We start from the raw sequence: 19,530 nt of genomic DNA on the forward strand, positions 1-19,530 counted from the left end.
GTGCAATGAAAACAACTTCCCACAAAGGAGAATGCCCATGTCCTCCGCACCCTCAGCCACAGTCCCCGAAGCCTGCCATATTGATGTAGACCATGTGTCCGTTGTTTTTGGCACAGGTACACAACAAGTCACTGCCTTGTCGGATGTTACATTCCAGATCCAGTCCAATGAGTTCGTCTCTCTGCTAGGCCCTTCCGGCTGTGGCAAGTCGACCTTGCTCCGGCTGGTGGGTGATCTGCTTCAACCTACCTCAGGCACCGTACGCATTGCAGGTCAGGAGCCTGAGCGGGCTCGACTACAGCGACAGTTCGGCATCGTTTTCCAGACACCAGCCCTGTTCGATTGGCGCACCGTTCGTCACAATGTGGAATTGCCCTTGGAGTTGCTAGGTACCCGCCGGAAGGAGTGCCGCCGCATTAGCGGTGAACTGCTTGAAATGGTAGGGCTAACCCGCTTCGCAGACCATTATGCATGGCAGCTCAGTGGCGGGATGCAGCAACGTGTATCCATTGCACGTGCCCTTGCACTTGATCCACCATTGCTGCTCATGGATGAACCCTTTTCGGCCCTGGACGAATTCACCAAAGAAAAGCTTCAATTGGAGCTGCTTGAGATCAAGCGCTCAACAGGCAAGACCTTCCTCTTTGTCACACACAGCATCCCCGAAGCCGTATTTCTGTCCGACCGGGTCATCGTGCTCTCGGCGCATCCGGGACAGGTGCATTCCGTTCATTCCGTCAACCTGCCTTCCGAACGTCATAGTGAACTGAGAGAAACGGAAGCTTTCTACCACATGATTACAACCATCCGCAATTGCTTCTACGAGGAGCGTGATGAATCTCATGTCCCTGCGGTTCTTTAAACCGGGATATCGCTCCTGGGTCGTCATCTGGATTATGGCCGTATTGGTGCTGTGGGAAGCAATCGCCTGGATGCTCCAGCTGTTTCTGTCACCTCAGCAGGCGGCGTCTCGCCTTCCATATCTGCACGAAGTCCTTGCAGCCCTGTTTCGTTACTCGGGTACGCTCGCAGAGCAGGGGGCTGTCACGTTTGGCAATGCAGCCATTGGTTTCGCAGGGGGAACGCTGCTGGGTCTGGGTCTGGCGCTGCTCATGAGCGCGGCTGTCTGGCTGGAGCGCACATTATCGCCATATGTAGTCTCCTCACAGATGGTTCCGGTCATTGGTCTCGCTCCGATTGTGTACGGCATCATCCACAACGCGGAGTGGGCCCGAATTGTTATGGCGGCGTATGTCACTTTCTTCCCGATCATCATCCATACGTTAAAAGGATTGAAAAGTGCAGCACCAGAGCATCTGGAACTTATGCGTTCCTGTGGAGCTTCACTGACTGCACGATATATCAAATGCCTGCTGCCCTCAGCACTTCCGGGACTATTTTCTGGGTTGAAAATAGCCGCTCCGCTGGCGGTGACCTCCTCCATCGTTGTGGAATTGATGGGCGCTCCCGATGGACTCGGCGTCCTGATGGTCAGTTCGTTATATTACGGTCATGCCCAAGTTGGCATGTTCTGGGCGACCATCATGCTTAGCATTGGCATTGGCCTGATCTCGTATCTGGCCATCAGTTTGGCAGAACGTTGGCTGACCCCTTGGCAGCCTGAATTCAGGGCCAAAGGAGGGGATGCCACATGAGTGAAGGTCAAGTTTTGCAACGGAAGCAGGATGAAGGTGTGGCAATTGCTGCTGTAACTGGCGCGGCTACGCCCCTCACTGGTTCACAGATGACGGCTTCTCCCGGATCGGAAATTCATGGACAACAGGGACAAGCTGAAAAGGCCAGATTGGGCACCAGCGTTCGCGGGCGCTCCATTGCACTGAGCATGCTTCCTTGGGGTGCTGGTGTGTTGTTTCTCACCCTTTGGCAGCTCAGGTTGTTTCATTGGATATTTTCGCTGGAAAGTTACCAACTACCTTTGCCTTCCGCGATTGCGGCATCCATTCAGGAAAATGCCAATATGCTCTTTCGTTATGCGATGTACAGCGGAACCGAAATGCTGGGAGGTTTCTTGCTCGGATCATTGTTGGGCGCTCTAGCGGCAGCGGGTGCATCGTTCTTTCCAACAAGCGGCAGGGCCGCGGTTACGGTTTTGTCAGCACTGAACGCTGTTCCGATTGTGGCCCTTGCCCCGATTATGAATAATTGGTTTGGTGATGGGATCTGGTCGCGTATTGCAGTCGTCACGGTGATTACAATGGCCGCCATGGCCGTCAGCCTGTTCAAAGGGCTGACTTCCATTCAACCGCAGTACAGTGATCTGCTGAGTGGCCTTGCTGCGAGCAGGATGCAGTTTTTTTGGAAGCTGAGACTGCCTCACGCCATGCCTTCCCTCTTTGCCGGACTGAAGATCAATATGTCGACCAGTATTATCGGGGCCATTGTGGGTGAGTTTTTCATTGCCTCACAAGGGCTCGGATACTTGCTCTCGGATCAGATTCGACTGGCGAACATGCCCTTGGCCTGGTCCTGCATTGTCATCGCCGCTACGCTCGGTATTGTGCTGTATGAAGCGGTTGTTCTGGCAGAAAAGCGACTCATTCCGTGGAATCGTGCACGCACAGATCACTAACATACATCAGGGTATCAACCATCCATAGATCGTAATACGTGATTGAGGTTGTTCAAAAAGTCCACGGTACTGAAAAGCAGACTTTTTGAACTCGGACTGATGCTTGAAAATTCGTATATAAACAGGGGGTTGTTCTGTACATGTACAAAACGTTGAAGCCGGGTTTGCTGGTATTGCTCCTGTTGGTTGTTACGATGCTGAGCGCATGTTCTACGAAGTCCGAGCCAGCGGCTGGACCTATTGCCGCGAGTTCAGGAGGGGCGGGAGAAGCAGATCAACCGTTAACCAAAGTGAAAATTCAACTGAAATGGGTGCCGCAGGCGCAGTTTGCCGGGATTTATGCAGCGAAGGAAAAAGGTTTTTTTGCAGAGGAAGGCATTGATGCCGAGATTATTCCGGGTGGCCCGGATATCGTGATTGAGCAGCAGGTGGTCAATGGCGCGGCCGATGTGGGCATTACGGGTGTAGACAGTCTGCTGGTCAGCCGGGATAACGGCCTGCCACTCGTCTCGCTCGCCCAGATCTCACAGAAGAGCAGCTATCGTTTGATTGCGAAGAAGTCCCTGGGCATTACCGATCCGGCTCAGATGAAGGGCAAGATGGTCAGTACCTGGTTTGGCAGTCAGCAGTTTCAGGTGCTCGCGTTCATGGAGAAGAACGGCCTGGACCCGAAGAAAGACATTGAATTGGTGAAGCAGGGCTTCACAATGGATCAGTTTTTCAACGATCAGGTAGATGTAGCTACGGCGACGATCTATAACGAATACCACGTTGTACTGGAAAGTGGAATGAAAGAATCCGATCTGGATGTGTTCAACATTGAAGATGCCGGTGTTGGCATGCTGGAGGATACGCTGATTGCCAAAAAGGATTGGGTAGACAGCAACCGTGAGCTTGCGATCAAAGTGACCCGTGCCATTCTGAAAGGGTGGAATTACGCCATTGATCAACAGGATGAAACGGTGGATATCGTGATGAGTAATGTGACGGATGGCAGCACCACCCGTGAACATCAGGTCACGATGCTGGAAGAGATTGCGAAGCTGATTCGACCGGAAGGATTTACGGAGCAGCAAGTCGGCAGTTTTGTGGATGAGTCATTTACCCGGACTGCGGATATTGCACTGAACTATGGTCTGATCAAAAAAGCTGCCAACCTGGATGAAGCGCTCGAGAAAAGCATCTATGAAGAAGCGGTGAAATAAGCGTGTGGAGGAGGATGACGAATGAGTTCTGTGGATCAGCAGCCTCAGCCGCTTGGCGGTACGAAGGAAGAATGGCTGGAGAAGGATCGCAAATACGTGTGGCATCACATCTCGCCTCATAACGATCATCCAATGATTGCGGTAAGTGGGGAGGGCAGTTGGATCACCGATCAGGATGGTACGCGTTATCTGGATGCGATGTCCGGACTGTGGTGTGTGAATGTGGGGCATGGCCGTGAGGAGATTGCGAGAAGTGCCTATGAACAGATGAAAGCACTCGCTTATGTACCGATGACGCAGAGTCACGAACCGGCGATTTTGCTGGCGGAGAAGCTGAATGAATGGCTGGAGGGGGAGTATCGAATATTCTTCTCCAACTCAGGTTCAGATGCGAATGAGGTGGCTTTCAAAATAGCCCGTCAGTATCACCATCAGAATGGTGAGCCTACTCGTCACAAATTCATTTCCCGTCACCGTGCTTATCATGGTAACTCCATGGGCGCACTGGGCGCCACCGGGCAAGCTGCCCGCAAGATCAAATACGAGCCGCTTGGCGTAGGTTTCTCTCATATTCCACCACCGTATTGTTACCGCTGTCCGTTTGGACGAAACAAGGATGGGTGCGGACTCGAATGTGCAACTATCTATGAAGAGGTGATTCGTTGGGAAGGTCCTGAGACGGTTGCCGCAGTAATTATGGAGCCGGTAATCACAGGAGGCGGCATGATTGTACCCCCGCCGGATTATATGCGTACCGTGCAAGAGATCTGTCAGCGCTATGGTGTGTTGCTCATTGTAGATGAGGTAATCTGTGGTTTTGGCCGCTCTGGGCAGAAATTTGGTCATCAGAACTATGGCGTACAGCCTGATATTGTGACGATGGCAAAAGGCATGACCAGTGCCTATTCGCCGCTATCAGCAACGGCCGTGCGAGCCGATCTGTATGATACGTTCCGGGAACCCGGCCCGGATGCCCATTTTCGCCATGTGAATACATTTGGCGGGAATCCCGTGTCCTGCCGGGTGGCACTGGCGAATCTGGAGATTCTGGAACGAGAGAATCTGGTCAGCCGGGCGGAAGAACTGGGATATCTGCTTCGTGAGAAGCTGGAGCCATTGCTCGAACTGCCTGTTGTGGGGGATATCCGTTCATTCGGATTCGCCTGTGGCATTGAATTGATTGAAGCAGACGGTTCTCCTGCGGAGGCGGACAAAGTGATGAAGGTACTCGCCAGTTGTAAAAGGGACGGCATCCTGATTGGCAAGAACGGCGATACCGTGCCGGGGTTTGCAAACATTTTGACGATCTCCCCACCTTTTGTCACCACCGAGGATGAGTTGGATCTGATCGCTGGAAGTTTACTCGTTGCGCTACGTAGTCTGGACGCAGGTTAGTTGGCGTGGATGGATAAAACACATGTGCGACAGACGTTTACGGTTTAGCAAGCGAGATGGAGATTTTCATATCATTACGCGATAAATATGCGCAAGGAGGCGAGGGAGGATGCAGACCACAAGAGGCAAAGTCATTAATCAGCATCGGCTGAATGAGCGAATTGAGCAGTTGTCACAGATTGGCCGAATCGCGGAGACGGGTGTCTGCCGACTTGCCCTGACCCCGGAAGATATGGACGGCATCATACAGGTTCGTCTCTGGATGGAAAATGCCGGTTTGACGACACGACTTGATCCGTTTGGCAATCTGATTGGTCGTCTGGAAGGTGAGGATCAGGCGCTGCCGATCCTCATGATTGGTTCCCACATCGACTCTCAGCCCTACGGCGGTCGATATGATGGAGCGATTGGTGTGCTTGGCGCACTCGAAGCCGTGCAGTGCCTGATCGAAAATGGCATTCAGCCCCTAATGCCGATTGAAGTGATTGCCTTTTGCGATGAAGAGGGTTCCCGTTTTAACAAAGGCCTTTTCGGCTCGCGTGGTATAACCGGTCAGTTGGAAGAGGGCGAACTGGAGCGTCAGGATAAAAACGGAGTGACTCGCCGGGAGGCGCTGGAAGCCTTCGGCTGTTCTCCTTCGGATTTTGAAGAAGCGATCTATCCGCCAGGTTCCATTGGCAGTTATCTGGAGCTGCACATTGAGCAGGGGCCGGTGCTGGAAGCGTTGAATGCACCAGTAGGTCTGGTGACGGGCATCTCGGGCCCGTTGTGGCTTACGGTGACGATGAAAGGCATGGCGGGTCATGCTGGCTCTGTTCCGATGGGGATGCGGCAAGATGCTTTGGTAGGCAGCGCAAAAGTCATTGCGGCGTTTGACGATATGGTGAGAGAAGACCCGGAAGCTCCAACTGTAGGTACGGTGGGGAGTCTGAGGGTGTTTCCAGACTCACGGAATATCATCCCGGAGGAAGTTAGCTTCACGGTGGACTTACGAGATATGGAGATGGAGCGCAGGAACCGGCTTGAAGCCCGATTGATGAACATTTTGGATGACGTGAGTTCCCGATATGGTCTGACTTACTCGCTGACAGAGGATACGAACAGTGAGCCGCGGTATTGTGCAGAGCCAATCATGTCGGTGATTCGTTCATCCGCGGAAGAGATCGGGGTTACTCTGCCAGAATTGATGAGTGGTCCGTTCCATGATGCGTTGGCCCTTTCGCTTGTGTGTGATTATGGCATGATCTTTGTCCGCAGCAAAGACGGCATCAGTCATCATCCCAGCGAATATTCCTCCCCGGAGGATATTGGACTCGGCACGGAAGTGTTGTATCGCACCATTCGGAGGATGTGCAGTGGAGTGAACCAACCAATCATTTTACCTGAGGAGGAGTTGTGACGTTATGGGCAAAATCAGCATCGGATTAATCCAGGCTTCTCATGAAATCGAAGGTTCGGCTCCCGTTGAGGTGCACAAAGAAGCTGCGGTTCAGAAACACATTGCGCTGGTCCGTGAAGCGGCTGCAAGAGGGGCCAAGATCATCGGATTGCAGGAAGTATTCTATGGACCGTACTTTTGCACAGAGCAGAATCCCAAATGGTATGCATCCGCTGAACCGGTGCCGGAAGGACCAACGACCAGACGTTTTCAGGAACTGGCGAAGGAGCTTGCGGTGGTGATTATTTTACCTGTATACGAGGTGGAGGGCATTGCTTCGTATTACAATACGGCAGCCGTTATAGATGCGGATGGTACGTATCTGGGCAAATACCGCAAACATCATATCCCGCATGTGGAAGCAGGTGAGGGCACGAATGGTTTCTGGGAAAAGTATTATTTCAAACCAGGTAACCTTGGGTTTCCGGTTTTTGATACGGCCTACGCCAGAGTCGGCGTGTACATCTGTTATGATCGTCATTTTCCGGAAGGTGCACGATTGCTTGGACTGGCGGGGGCAGAGATTGTGTTCAATCCGTCCGCAACAGTTGCGGGTACATCTGAATATCTGTGGAAACTGGAACAGCCCGCTCACGCGGTAGCTAACGGCTATTATGTAGCGGCCATCAACCGGGTTGGCGTGGAAGCGCCGTGGAATATGGGCGAATTTTATGGACAGTCGTACTTGGTGGACCCGCGAGGCAGAATGGTAGCGATCGGTAGCCGGGATCAGGATGAGGTCGTCATTGGCGAGATGGATACGGAGATGATTCGTGAGGTGCGTAATGTGTGGCAATTCTACCGGGATCGCAGGCCGGAAACGTACGAACATCTCGTTAGTCTGTAGGAAGCAGCAACGAGTGATCGGTAAGTGATTCTGTCAGCGGGGGTGGCACATGTAATACACGTAAGATTGTTTTAGATAGCGTAGATCATTCTCCAGGAGGTGCATGACATTGATGAACAGCTCAGGAACAACGTTATCCGATTATGGGTGGGAGAGTCGTTTTGCCGAGATGAAACCCGCCATGACAGGCAAGGAAGCGATGGAGGAGTCGAACCGCTGTCTGTACTGTTACGATGCCCCTTGTATCAAGGCTTGTCCAACCGACATTAATATCCCTTCTTTTATTAGCAAAATATCAACAAGGCACCTGAAAGGTTCCGCCCGCACCATCATGCATGCGAATCCGGTTGGAGCCAGTTGCGCACGTGTATGTCCCACGGAAGAGCTTTGTGAAGGCGCATGTGTGCTAAACGAATCGTCGAAGCCGATCCGGATTGGTGACTTGCAGCGATATGCCACCGACTGGGCGCGTGCGAAGAATGAGCCGTTATTCCAGGCAGCACCTGCCAATGGGAGAACCGTCGCTGTTGTGGGAGCAGGGCCAGCAGGACTGTCAGCGGCACGTGAACTGGGGCGCGCAGGATATGAGGTGACGATCTATGAAGCCAAACCCAAAGGTGGGGGGCTGAATACGTACGGCATCGTATCTTTCCGTTTGCCCGAATCGGTTGCGCTCTGGGAAGTGGAGCAGGTAGAGGCGCTTGGTGTGCAGATTCGTTATGGTGTGCGCATTGGTGTGGATATCCCTGCTTCGCAGTTGCTGGAGCAGCATGAAGCGGTCATTCTGGCCTGTGGCATGGGTTCAGTACCCATGCTGGGCATTGAAGGGGAGACACTGGAAGGTGTCTATGACGCGATTGAACTGGTGGAGTCTACCAAGCAGGGTGTTCCACCCGCGCTGAATGGTCTGAAGGTCGCCGTTATTGGCGCGGGCAATACGGCGGTAGATGCAGCAACCTGTTCGGTACGTCTTGGTGCGGAGCGGGTGCAGATGTTATATCGGCGCGGGGAAAGCCAGATGACGGCGTATGCGTTTGAATATACGTTTGCCAAGCAGGAGGGTGTAGAGTTCCGGTGGTTTACGATGCCGCAGCGTATTATTGGAGACGAGAACGGTCGGGTTCAAGCTGTGGAATGTGTGAAAATGGAGCTGGTTACCCCAACTGGGGGTGGGCGTGCATTGCCTGTGCCTGTGGAGGGATCGGAGTTCATGATCGAATGTGATACGGTCATCCGGGCGATTGGGCAGCATCGTCTATTACCATTAATTGAAGCGTTTGGGCTTCGTCACCACTGGGGTGTTGTCGAGATCGAGCCGCATACGTACCGTACCTCGCATCCTCAGATCTATGCGGCAGGAGATGTCATTTTTGGTCAGGGCCAGGGTGAAGCGATGGTTGTCTCGGCTGCACAGCAGGGTAAGCTGGCTGCTGCCGCAGTCATGAAGGCATTGCCTGGACAGGTGGAAGAGACGGCATGAGCAGGCGCTATACAATGTACCGATAACAAACTGCACGTGTTTTAGTAGCTTCCGTGCCGTAAGCGGCAGACTGTAAGTTCAAACAACATCAAGGAGGGATCGTTATGGCTGACTTATCCATTAATCTGGCAGGTATTCGATCACCCAATCCATTCTGGCTGGCCTCTGCACCACCGACCAATACGGGATATCAGGTCCAGCGTGCGTTCGAGGCGGGCTGGGGTGGTGCGGTGTGGAAGACGCTGGGTGAGCCAATTATCAATACATCCTCGCGTTTCGCGGCGGTTCACTTTGGCGGACAGCGTGTAGCGGGGTTTAATAATATTGAATTGATATCCGATCGTCCGCTGGAAGTGAATCTGCGGGAGATTGCCGATACCAAGAAACGTTTCCCGGACCGTGCGGTTGTCGCTTCACTGATGGTGGAACCTACGCGGGAGAAGTGGCATGAGATTGTGAAAAAGGTGGAAGCCGTCGGTGTCGACGGTCTGGAGCTGAACTTTGGTTGCCCGCATGGCATGGCCGAACGTGGTATGGGAGCCGCCTCTGGTCAGCAACCTGACCTGGTCGAACTCCAGACGATGTGGGTGAAGGAAGTGGCGACCACACCGGTAATTGTGAAGCTCACGCCGAATATCACGGATATTACGGCGACCGCCCGGGCAGCCGTCCGCGGTGGCGCAGATGCGATCTCCCTGATCAATACCATTAACTCCCTGGCAGGTGTGGATCTGGATTCGTGGAATACCGTACCGCATGTGGGTGGCAAAGGAGCGCATGGCGGATACTGTGGCCCAGCAGTGAAGCCAATTGCACTGAACATGGTTGCTGAGTGTGCGCGTAATCCGGAGGTAGGTGTACCGATCTCGGGCATAGGCGGCATATCCGACTGGCGTGACACCGCAGAGTTCTTGCTCATGGGCGCTACAGGGGTCCAAGTATGTACCGCAGCGATGCATCATGGATTCCGCATTGTGGAGGAGATGATTGATGGCCTGAATGATTACCTGGATGAAAAGGGTCTAAGCAGTGTAGCAGAACTGGTAGGTCAGACGGTTCCGCGTTACTCCGATTGGGGCAATCTCGATCTGAACTACAAAGTCGTCGCCCGCATCAACCGCGATGTCTGCATCAACTGCAACAAATGCCATATTGCCTGTGAGGACACCTCGCATCAGTGTATTGATATGTTGACTGACCCGTCCGGCTCCTATCTGGAAGTGGTGGAAGAGGACTGTGTTGGCTGTAATCTGTGTTCGATCGTTTGCCCGGTGGATGGGGCGATTGAGATGGTTGAACTTGTACCTGAGCAGGAACCTGTAACCTGGAATGAACGTCAGTCTGCGATTGCCATGCTGCAATCCGTTAGAGATCAATCAACCAAGGAGGCGATATCATGAGTACTCGCAAATTGATTCGTAATGGTGTGTTAGTCACGGCGTCAGATACCTTTGAAGCAGATATATTGATCGAAAAGGGTAAAATCACACAGATTGGCATCGGACTGGTGCCAGACGAACGAATGGAGGTTGTAGATGCAGCGGGCTGTTACGTCATTCCGGGCGGGATCGACCCGCATACGCATCTGGATATGCCCTTCGGTGGAACGGTAACGGCGGATGATTTTGCGACGGGAACGACAGCAGCAGCTTTTGGCGGTACAACAACGATCATAGATTTTTGTCTGACACAAAAAGGCCGTCCATTAATCGAATCTCTCCAGGAGTGGCATGCCAAAGCCGAGGGTAAAGCTGCCATCGACTACGGTTTCCATCTCATGATTGGCGAGATGAATGATCAGGTGCTAGAAGAGCTGCCGCAGATCATTGAAGAAGAGGGTGTGTCATCCTTCAAGGTGTTCATGGCGTATAAAAACCAGTTTCAGGCGGATGACGGGATTCTCTTCCAGACGTTGCAAAAGGCAAAAGAGTACGGCGCTCTCGTCATGGTTCATGCCGAGAATGGGGATGTTATTGACCTGCTGGTTCGACAGGCGCTCGCCGAAGGGCACACGGAGCCGATTCATCATGCGCTGACTCGTCCATCCATGCTGGAGGGAGAAGCAACAGGGCGTGCGGCGCGTCTGGCTGCACTTGCGGATTCACAGCTGTATGTGGTGCACGTGACCTGTGCGGAAGCAGTGGAGCAAATTGCGCGTATGCGTGAAATGGGCTACCGGATCTGGGGGGAGACCTGTCCTCAGTATTTGACACTGGATCAATCGATCATGGATCAGCCGGACTTTGAGGGTGCAAAGTACGTCTGGTCACCACCGCTGCGGGAAGCAGCGCATCAGGAAGTGCTGTGGAATGCATTGAAAAGCGGTCAGTTGCAGACGATTGGCTCTGATCATTGCTCGTTTAATTTCAAAGGGCAGAAGGACTTGGGCAAAGATGATTTCAGTAAAATTCCGAACGGGGGGCCTGTCATCGAAGATCGTCTCAGCATTCTGTATTCCGAAGGTGTAGTCAAAGGAAGGATCACACTGAATCAGTGGGTTGATCTATGTTCGACAAGAGCGAGCAAGTTATTTGGACTATTTCCGCAGAAAGGGACTCTGGCTGTCGGGACAGATGCGGATATCGTTATTTTTGACCCCTCTGTAAACAGGGTGATCTCGGCAGATACGCATCATATGAACGTGGATTACAGTGCATTTGAAGGCATGCAGGTACAGGGGTGTCCGGTGACGGTGTTGTGCCGCGGGGAGTATGTCATTCGAGATCGACAGTATGCCGGATTGGCAGGGGCGGGGCAATATGTGAAGCGCAACAAGTATGATGCAGGTGCACCTATACCGATGAAACAGCCCGTGACGGCAGTGAATGGAGGGAGAAGCTGATGTCGGATCATGATGTGTTTGAGGCGGAGAGAATCGCCATAGAGCGAATGGTTGCACAGGGTTATCGGATCTATGCGGTACGGGAACATCTGGAGGGTGCTCACGTCATATGGGGGCACCCGGATCTTCCCGAAGAGAAACAAGAGCAATACGTGGGTACGGCGTCTGGACGGAAGTGGTTCAGTCACATCCTGATTCGCCAGCTTCAGGAGCTGCGGGGAGCTTAGACCATGGTGGAGTTCTTCATGCGATTGGCCCATGAACGTACTCATAGGCGTAGATGGCAAGTTCGATGGCAACCCTTTTCTCGGGGAGGATATAATCTTCTCCCAAAAGGGCTTCGATTTTGTCCAAACGGTGATACAGCGTCTGTCTAACGATATATAGAGCGGTGGCAGTCTCTTGCTTGGAGCAGCACAGGACCAAATATTGCTTGAGGGTCCGCAGCAGCTGACCTCCTTTCTCTACATCGTAACGAATGAGCGGCCCCAGATATTCTTCTATGAAATCATCCAGATTACCGCTCTGCTTCATGCTGGCAATGATACGATAACAATGAAGGTCACTGTAAAAGGGCTGCTGCATCACACCGATGTCCTTCTGAATTCGCAGTGTCTCCTTCGCGGATTCCAGGCTCTCCTTGAGACGGGAGAGGTCTGTGCAGTTATGACCGATACCGGCCAGGCCTGAGAAGAGGTAGTGGGTCTGTTCCTGTTCGTGCTGCTGCAGCTGTTCGATGCAGCGCCAGAGACTGCTTTTACGCTGAGATCCAGGTAGTGGGTCGAGAATGATAAGAATGATCTGGTGGTTCAGAACGGTGCTGTAGAGGGTGAAGTTCTCCCGAGCGAACACGGAACGGGCAACGATGTTGCGTTGGATTAATAATTTCTGAAGTTTGAGGCTGTCTGTGTATGCAGGGTTACTGTCGAATAAGATTATGGTAGCTTTACTCGTTGCGAGGAGGGGATTAACGGTGGATACATATTCATGGATTTCCTTTGTGGAGTGGTGTCCGTTAAGCCAATCAATGACCCACATATCTTCTTTGTAGCGGCGTTTCTCTTCCATGTATTTGGTTCGCATCCAGTCCTGGGCAATCGCGGCCGCGCAACGTTCCAGTGCCTGAATGACGAATTCATCCGAGGGTTTGATTGGTATATTTGAATCGCGATCCGGCAGTTTTTGGTGCATCAGCACAAGGTCGGCAAAGGTGTAGTCCAACGCCTGAACAGGCATGTTGATCACATCCAATGTGTTACCTGACAGTTGCATTAAATTCGGAATATCCTCCCCCGCCAAATGTTCCCGCTGCAAAAACCAATCCTGCCGACGAGTCTCCAGCTGCTCTGGAGGGCAATAGGGAACGGCACTTGCTTCCCCTTCAAGTGGATATAACGCCACGGCATATCCGGTTGTACGTGACATTAATCGAAGCAGGGGTTGTACCCCGTCTCCATTCAGAAGAAGTTGGTTAAACGAGGTGGTGAGACTATCGAGTTCGGCAATCATCCGCTGATGACTGCGAATCAGGGTGAAATGCAGATCTTGGGTAATATCGATATAACGGACTTGTTCGTGGAACCAGATCAACGGAAAATCCGCTGCTACTGCAATTTCTTTCATCGCACCGAGCTGCGACTTGGTGTGATCCCCCAGTTCCATACAGAGTCCGGCAGCCCCACGTGCAATTAACTGACGTAGAAAAGACAGGCCATGCTGCTCACCTTCCTGCCAGCCAATGCCTGTCGTCAGCACCAGTTCCCCGCCATTGAGCAAGTCCCCGACCTCGGGAACTTCCATGATATGAACCCAGCGAACATATCGCTCCAGTGCGCGTTCACTGGCCAAGACTTCTGCCTTGCGGAATACGGGACGTTTTAACATGTCTCTGACTTGAATATGAAGCGTTGTCTCCCCCACACAACCACCGTCCTTCCCCAATTACATGTGATCTATCTGGAGTCTGGAATCCGTCAACTTGCATAATTAATCCATATTATAAGTCTATTTACAGCCGATGGGCTGAAATCTAACGTTCATTTGTTTCAAATGACAAATGGAACTGTGCTTTTTGTGATTTTGATTAAAATGCAGTATTTCTATGTCAGTCTATGTGACGCATATGCATATTCTGGAACGTTATTCAGCAAGAAGACACCACATTAAAAAAGTTTTTAAGCGGCGTTGGCATTAAACTGTTTGTTCCAGGAGGAAGGTGCGTAATATGGATTCACTCGGACATGAAGATCAGATAGATCGTAGGATCTTTTTGCGTATGTATAGGACAAACAATATAATCTCACCAAATCCGATAGCATCGGTAAATAAAGACACTGTTGGCAATACGATGGTAGTTATTTTTTGGTTTTAATGTTTATATATGTATATACTATATAGGTATATATTTACACAAAAATCTTTAAATGGTATATTGTGTATATATAATGTAATTAGGAGGAAATAAAATGAAAAAATTAGTAAGTAGTTTAGTTGCAGGTGCTCTTTTGTTATCTTTATCAGCAGGAGCGGTATCTGCCGATACGAGTGTACATAATCTTCAAACGGCACCACCTGCAAATATAAATGTAATCACTCCAATGGGTGCTAACGCGCCAGGTAGTAATGCGTCAATTCATGACTTGTCAGTAAGTAGCTATAATTACCAAGTTAGTGAGGTTGGTGCACAAGTTTACACTGATAAATGGATAAAAGGATCTTCAAAAATGAAAGTTACTGTCACGAATGTGAAAAATGTAGGAGAGACTCCAGGTAGCTTGAGCGGAGTGACAATTACAGTGTATAATGCTAGTAATCAGGCAGTAGCATCCGGTAACATTAATCCTAATACAACAAGCTCTATCACATTTTCAGGTTTGAGTTCTAGTAATAAATATTACGTAGAATTTTCTGTACCTAGAAGTGGATTGAAGTTTGCTTTTAATGGCACTATATCTAGTGCACAATAACCAACTATTTTAAAAAATGGGAGTCAGAAATCTGACTCTCGTTTTATTTTATTTATTCAAAAAAAGAAAGTGTGATAATAATTATAAAAAAGATCATTGTTACTACATTTGTGATCTATCTACTCGGACTAGTTAATTTTGTTATAGTGAAATTCTTTGGTAATTTTCATGTTGTTGAAAAGAGAATTGAAGAAGTGCTTCAACAACGAGAACGTTATGGAATATGGAACATTTCGATCGAACCCTTCCGATCAATATCTGCTTCAGTACATTCTTTCATACGTGATCCAAGTTTAGGAGTAGTGACTCAATTTTTTATTGGAAACATATTGATCTTTATCCCTTTAGGATTTTTGTTACCTTTACTATATAAAAGATATTCTTTCACCAAAGTAATGCTTACTTCATTGGGTATCATTGTTAGTATTGAATTAATTCAATTTGCAACCTGTCTGGGTATTGCAGATATAGACGATGTAATTCTAAATATGTTTGGTAGTGGATTAGGATACCTAATTTTCATTTTAACTGAGAAATTGTTTGCTATCAGAAAAAATTATCTCGGCTCTCATAGTTTTTAAAATGACTCCAACAGACTTATATGTTGGAGTCATTTTATTTTAGGTAAATAACTGTACTTGTAAATAATCACTTTAATAATTTGGAAGTCTAAAAAGCCTACAAGTATCCATATACTGTGTCAGTGAAACATCTGTGCTTAGAAAAGCCTTCATATCCTGGGGCTCAAAACCTTCCCCCTCTTTCCAACACAACAGCATTGCGGCGTTGTCCAAAAGAATGTGCTTTCCTTCATAGCGATATACCCGATAAGCGGCGGAGCCGATGGTCACTAGATTGTTATCCGATTTCGAAATATAAGAAGCAAAACTTTTGAGCGATTACCAAAAACGAAATGCGGTTGGTTTCCAAGCCACTAATGTCATGAAATCCTTGCTTGGTATTGGTTTGAAGCACCGAAAACGTTGGATACCATGAGTCCATCAGTACGTAGGCTTGGCACATGGACATAAGAGCGGCCTGCATCATCTCGCAAGCCAGTGCAATTTTTCTCTTCCTTTCGGATTGTAACTTTCCGTAGCAAAGGGATACAGATCACCCGAACGAAGGCTTGGTTTTTTCATACATGATATCGTCGAGAATCACAAAAATCAGGCTGCGATGTTGCTGAGCGCTCTCTGTAATCTGATGAAAAGTCATAGGTTTAAGGTAAGAAGTGTTCCTGTGTTTCTTCAAATACAAATTCCGTCTTTAAGTGAGATAAGAAAGACTCAATACAAGCATTGTCATAGCAGTTCCACTTCGATAATGGCTTCCTCTAATAATCTGGCTTTCGCTCTTAGTCCTATCCTTCTTCCACTCGCAGACGAACGGCCTCTTCTTCGTTTCCTCACTATATCGATTAAGCTAACAAAAATCCCCTCCGGTATCCAGTGTTTGAGTTCACTGTCTGCCATGAGGGGATAATAGTATTATCTAATTAATCTTCGATTCTTTTCTTTTTAAATTTCATCAGGAACTCATACACAATCGGTACGATAACCAGTGTGAGCAGCGTGGAGCTGATCAGACCGCCGATTACGGTAATTCCGAGTCCTTTGGAGATGATACCCGCACTTTCTTCCAGACCCGTAACCAGTGGCAACAGGGCACCGATGGTTGCGAGAGCGGTCATCAGAATTGGACGCAGACGAGTTGCACCGGCTTCCAGCAAGGCTTCACGGGTAGACATACCCTCTTTTTCCTTGTGAATAACACGGTCGATCAACACGATGGCGTTGGTGACCACGATCCCGATGAGCATCAGTCCACCCATCATGGCCGAGACGTCAAGCGTACCGCCAGCGATGAACAGACCTACCATAATACCAATGACCGTAAATGGCAGGGAGAACAGGATTGCAAATGGTGCCAATCCGCCGCCGAATGTAACAACGAGCACGAAGTATACAATGGCGATGGCCGCCAGCATGGCGAGACCCAGTTGAGTAAAGGTATCATTAATCTGTTCGGTTGTACCGCCAAACTTCACTTCAACGCCATCAGGCAGATCCAGCTTGTCGATCTCAGCCTGTAGGTTGCTCGAAGCTTTCTGTACATCGGAAGCCAGGATGTTGGCTGTGACTTGTACGACAACTTTACCATCAATTTGCATGATGGAGTTCGGGGACGTACCTTCTTCTACTTTGGCAACATCTTTGATTGGTACTTCGATGCCAAGCGGTGAAGTGACGGTTTCATCCTCAATTTCTTTAATGCTGCTGAATGTTTTGTTGTCTGTTTCTACATATACTTTGTACGTTTTGTTATCAATATCAACTTCCGTAAGCACAGGACGTTCCCGTGCCGGGCTCAGCGTCATCGCCAGTTGGCCTGCAGTCAGGCCCAGGGAACTCAATTTCTCTTGATCAGCCACGAGCGTATATTGCCCGTAGGTGTCAGCAAGTGTTGTATCTGCTTTTTCAAAATTATCCTTATCCGCTTCAACCAGTTTCAGAATTTCATCCGATACAGGTTTAAGTTGCTCTACATTATCGCCATAGATGGAGAGGCTCAGGCCGCTACCACCCAGACCGCCGGACATGTCGAGCTCATTCCAGGTACCTACGGTAACTTCTTTCTTCAGACCTTCTACAAGCTGTTCCTTCACTTTGGTAAAGTCTTTTGTATCTTCGTTATATTCGATATAGAAGAGTGCAGAGTTTCCGCCACCGCCCCCCATACTGCTCAGTGGGTTCGTGCCGCCGATGGAATATTGCATTTTCTCCAGACCTGGTTGTTCCAGCAACCACTTCTCGGCAACGAGTGCTTCTTTTTCGACATCTTCACGCAAAGCTCCGGTTTGTGGGCTGTACGTAATAGTCACGTATTTATCCTGTTGTTCTGGCAAGAAGCTTGCACCGATGAACGGGTACAGGAACAAACTGCCGACCAGCAAGATCACTGCAATACTGACTGTGATGAGTTTGTGTGAAAGGGTCCAGTTCAGCAGGCGTTTGTAACCTTCTGCCATCTTGCCTGGTTTTTCTTCGTGATTCTGCTTGTTCTTCAACCCTCCACGGAACAGGGTGTGCGCAAGCATCGGCACAATGGTAATGGCAACGATCAGGGATGCCAGCAAGGCGAATACCATGGTCAGTGCAAATGGCAGGAACAGCTCGCCTACCATACCGCTTACCAACGCTAGTGGCAAGAATACCGCAATCGTTACGATTGTGGAAGAAAGGATAGGAACAAACATCTCGCGAGTTGCTTCGCGAACCAGTTCACGGCCTTTCAGTTTCTCACCTTTGAGTGTTAATCTGCGGTAGATGTTCTCGATAACAACGATGGAGTCATCGACAACCCGTCCGATGGCAACCGTCATCGCACCCAGCGTCATCATGTTCAAAGTAATATCCATCATGTTGAGCGCAGTCAATGCCATAAGCAAGGAGAGCGGGATCGAGATAATGGAGATAATGGTTGAACGGATATTACGCAGGAACAGCAGGATGATTAGGATGGCAAACAAGGCGCCAAAAACGGCTTTGCCCAGCATCGTGTTCACCGAGTCCTGAATCGGTTTACCTTGGTCAAGCAGTACAGTCAAATCAGCATTTTTGAACTGCGTCTGCAATTCTTCCGCTTTGTCTTTGACTGCGTTAACGACATCAACCGTGTTGGCATCGTTGGATTTTACAACGGAAATACCGATCGATTCCTTGCCGTCTGTCCGGGAAATGGATTCCGCTTGACCGATGACTTCGATCTTGGCAATTTCACTTAGTTTTACAGTTGGAATGCCAGGTGCGTTGGCAGCGCCCGATGGACTACCTGCACTGGCATTACCGCCAGCAGCTTGCCCTGCAGCCTGGTCTGTTCCTTGTGCAGAGCCAGGAGCTGTACCTTGACCAGCTTCACCAGTTGGCGCTCCAGAGCCTTGTGGGGCTGCGCTTGCACCATTGCCTGTGGAAGCTCCGGCACCGCTGGGTACGACTGGAATGGCAAGGTTTTTCAGATCATCGATGTCGATAATGTTTCCATCTACGACAACGGCCTTCTGGGATTTATCCAGTTCGAACAGTCCCAGTGGCACACGAATGGATGAACCTTGAACGATACCGTTTACCGTATCTTCAGTTAGGCCCAGCTCGGCCATTTTGGCTTGATCAAACTTCAGTTGAACTTCTTTCACATATTGACCGGACACCTGAACCTGAGCTACACCGTCAATATCTTCGAGTGCAGGCTGAATATCTGATTCAACCAGTCTTGTCAATTGTTCGAGGTCACCACCGTCCTTGTCGGACAGGCTTAGAGATACAACCGGGAAAGAGTTAATGCTGAACTTGGAAATGGTCGGCTTCTGCACGCTGTCAGGCAATTGTACTTCATTGAGTGCCTCACGAACGGTTGCCGTCGCGTTGGTCAGATCTGTACCATAATCAAATTCGAGTGTGATCGATGCTGCATTCTCCATGGAAGTGGAGGTAACTGTCTTCACGCCATCCACATTGCGCAGTTTTACTTCCAGTGGCTTCGTGACGTCTTCAACAATTCCCTCCGGTGCAGCCCCCGGATCAATGGCAGTGACATTCAGAAACGGTACGTTGATGTTCGGGATCGTCTCTTGTTTCATCGTCAATCCGCTGTACAAACCTGCGAAAGAGATGATAATCGTCAGAATCCAAATCGCAAACTTGTTGTTCAGTGAAAAATTAATAATACCTTTCATACGATGGTTTCTTCTCCTCTCTGTTTCTCCTG

General features: G+C 49.8%; 15 protein-coding genes. 13 read left to right on the forward strand and 2 right to left on the reverse strand.

The window, feature by feature from the left end:
- Nucleotides 1–37: 37 nt before the first annotated feature.
- From ACE04G_RS06555 to ACE04G_RS06605, 11 genes are all read left to right on the forward strand, one after another.
- A complete protein-coding gene (locus ACE04G_RS06555; protein ID WP_449004047.1) occupies nucleotides 38–862 on the forward strand; it encodes an ABC transporter ATP-binding protein in 825 nt (274 codons plus the stop codon).
- Complete coding sequence (locus ACE04G_RS06560) at nucleotides 843–1,655, forward strand: ABC transporter permease (protein WP_449004046.1); 813 nt, start codon at nucleotides 843–845, stop codon at nucleotides 1,653–1,655. The genes ACE04G_RS06555 and ACE04G_RS06560 overlap by 20 nt, the downstream gene beginning before the upstream one ends.
- Nucleotides 1,652–2,590, forward strand: a complete 939-nt coding sequence (locus ACE04G_RS06565; RefSeq protein WP_449004045.1) for an ABC transporter permease — start codon at nucleotides 1,652–1,654, stop codon at nucleotides 2,588–2,590. Before ACE04G_RS06560 ends, ACE04G_RS06565 begins: the two co-directional genes overlap by 4 nt.
- 140 nt (nucleotides 2,591–2,730) lie before the next feature.
- Nucleotides 2,731–3,795 carry an ABC transporter substrate-binding protein gene (locus tag ACE04G_RS06570; RefSeq protein ID WP_449004044.1) on the forward strand — a complete coding sequence of 355 codons (1,065 nt, stop codon included), beginning with the start codon at nucleotides 2,731–2,733 and terminating at the stop codon, nucleotides 3,793–3,795.
- Between the two features lie 21 nt (nucleotides 3,796–3,816).
- Nucleotides 3,817–5,190: an aspartate aminotransferase family protein gene (locus tag ACE04G_RS06575; RefSeq protein ID WP_339305934.1), complete on the forward strand. Its 1,374-nt coding sequence runs from the start codon at nucleotides 3,817–3,819 to the stop codon at nucleotides 5,188–5,190.
- Between the two features lie 109 nt (nucleotides 5,191–5,299).
- Nucleotides 5,300–6,589 (forward strand): M20 family metallo-hydrolase, encoded by a 1,290-nt coding sequence (locus tag ACE04G_RS06580; RefSeq protein ID WP_449004043.1) that lies wholly within the window; start codon nucleotides 5,300–5,302, stop codon nucleotides 6,587–6,589.
- A 4-nt stretch (nucleotides 6,590–6,593) separates the two neighbouring features.
- Nucleotides 6,594–7,475 (forward strand): nitrilase-related carbon-nitrogen hydrolase, encoded by an 882-nt coding sequence (locus tag ACE04G_RS06585; protein WP_405130929.1) that lies wholly within the window; start codon nucleotides 6,594–6,596, stop codon nucleotides 7,473–7,475.
- A gap of 112 nt (nucleotides 7,476–7,587) precedes the next feature.
- Nucleotides 7,588–8,955, forward strand: a complete 1,368-nt coding sequence (locus tag ACE04G_RS06590) for an NAD(P)-dependent oxidoreductase (protein WP_449004093.1) — start codon at nucleotides 7,588–7,590, stop codon at nucleotides 8,953–8,955.
- Nucleotides 8,956–9,059: 104 nt separating this feature from the next.
- Complete coding sequence (gene preA, locus ACE04G_RS06595) at nucleotides 9,060–10,355, forward strand: NAD-dependent dihydropyrimidine dehydrogenase subunit PreA (protein WP_449004042.1); 1,296 nt, start codon at nucleotides 9,060–9,062, stop codon at nucleotides 10,353–10,355.
- On the forward strand, nucleotides 10,352–11,797 hold the full coding sequence (gene hydA, locus ACE04G_RS06600) for a dihydropyrimidinase (protein WP_449004041.1): 1,446 nt from the start codon (nucleotides 10,352–10,354) through the stop codon (nucleotides 11,795–11,797). Before preA ends, hydA begins: the two co-directional genes overlap by 4 nt.
- A complete protein-coding gene (locus ACE04G_RS06605; protein WP_449004040.1) occupies nucleotides 11,797–12,024 on the forward strand; it encodes a hypothetical protein in 228 nt (75 codons plus the stop codon). Before hydA ends, ACE04G_RS06605 begins: the two co-directional genes overlap by 1 nt.
- Before the next feature lie 16 nt (nucleotides 12,025–12,040).
- Here ACE04G_RS06605 and ACE04G_RS06610 read toward each other — a convergent pair whose 3' ends face one another.
- Nucleotides 12,041–13,717 carry a PucR family transcriptional regulator gene (locus ACE04G_RS06610; protein WP_486094269.1) on the reverse strand — a complete coding sequence of 559 codons (1,677 nt, stop codon included), beginning with the start codon at nucleotides 13,715–13,717 and terminating at the stop codon, nucleotides 12,041–12,043.
- 545 nt (nucleotides 13,718–14,262) lie between these two features.
- On the opposite strand from ACE04G_RS06610, the gene ACE04G_RS06615 reads away from it, so the two are divergent.
- Both ACE04G_RS06615 and ACE04G_RS06620 read left to right on the forward strand, forming a co-directional pair.
- On the forward strand, nucleotides 14,263–14,763 hold the full coding sequence (locus tag ACE04G_RS06615) for a hypothetical protein (RefSeq protein ID WP_215077409.1): 501 nt from the start codon (nucleotides 14,263–14,265) through the stop codon (nucleotides 14,761–14,763).
- Between the two features lie 110 nt (nucleotides 14,764–14,873).
- Nucleotides 14,874–15,344: a VanZ family protein gene (locus tag ACE04G_RS06620; RefSeq protein ID WP_486094270.1), complete on the forward strand. Its 471-nt coding sequence runs from the start codon at nucleotides 14,874–14,876 to the stop codon at nucleotides 15,342–15,344.
- Nucleotides 15,345–16,261: 917 nt separating this feature from the next.
- On the opposite strand, the gene ACE04G_RS06625 is transcribed toward ACE04G_RS06620, so the two are convergent.
- Nucleotides 16,262–19,498: an efflux RND transporter permease subunit gene (locus ACE04G_RS06625; protein ID WP_449004038.1), complete on the reverse strand. Its 3,237-nt coding sequence runs from the start codon at nucleotides 19,496–19,498 to the stop codon at nucleotides 16,262–16,264.
- Nucleotides 19,499–19,530 lie beyond the last annotated feature (32 nt).

It is taken from the genome of Paenibacillus sp. AGC31 (assembly GCF_057334655.1).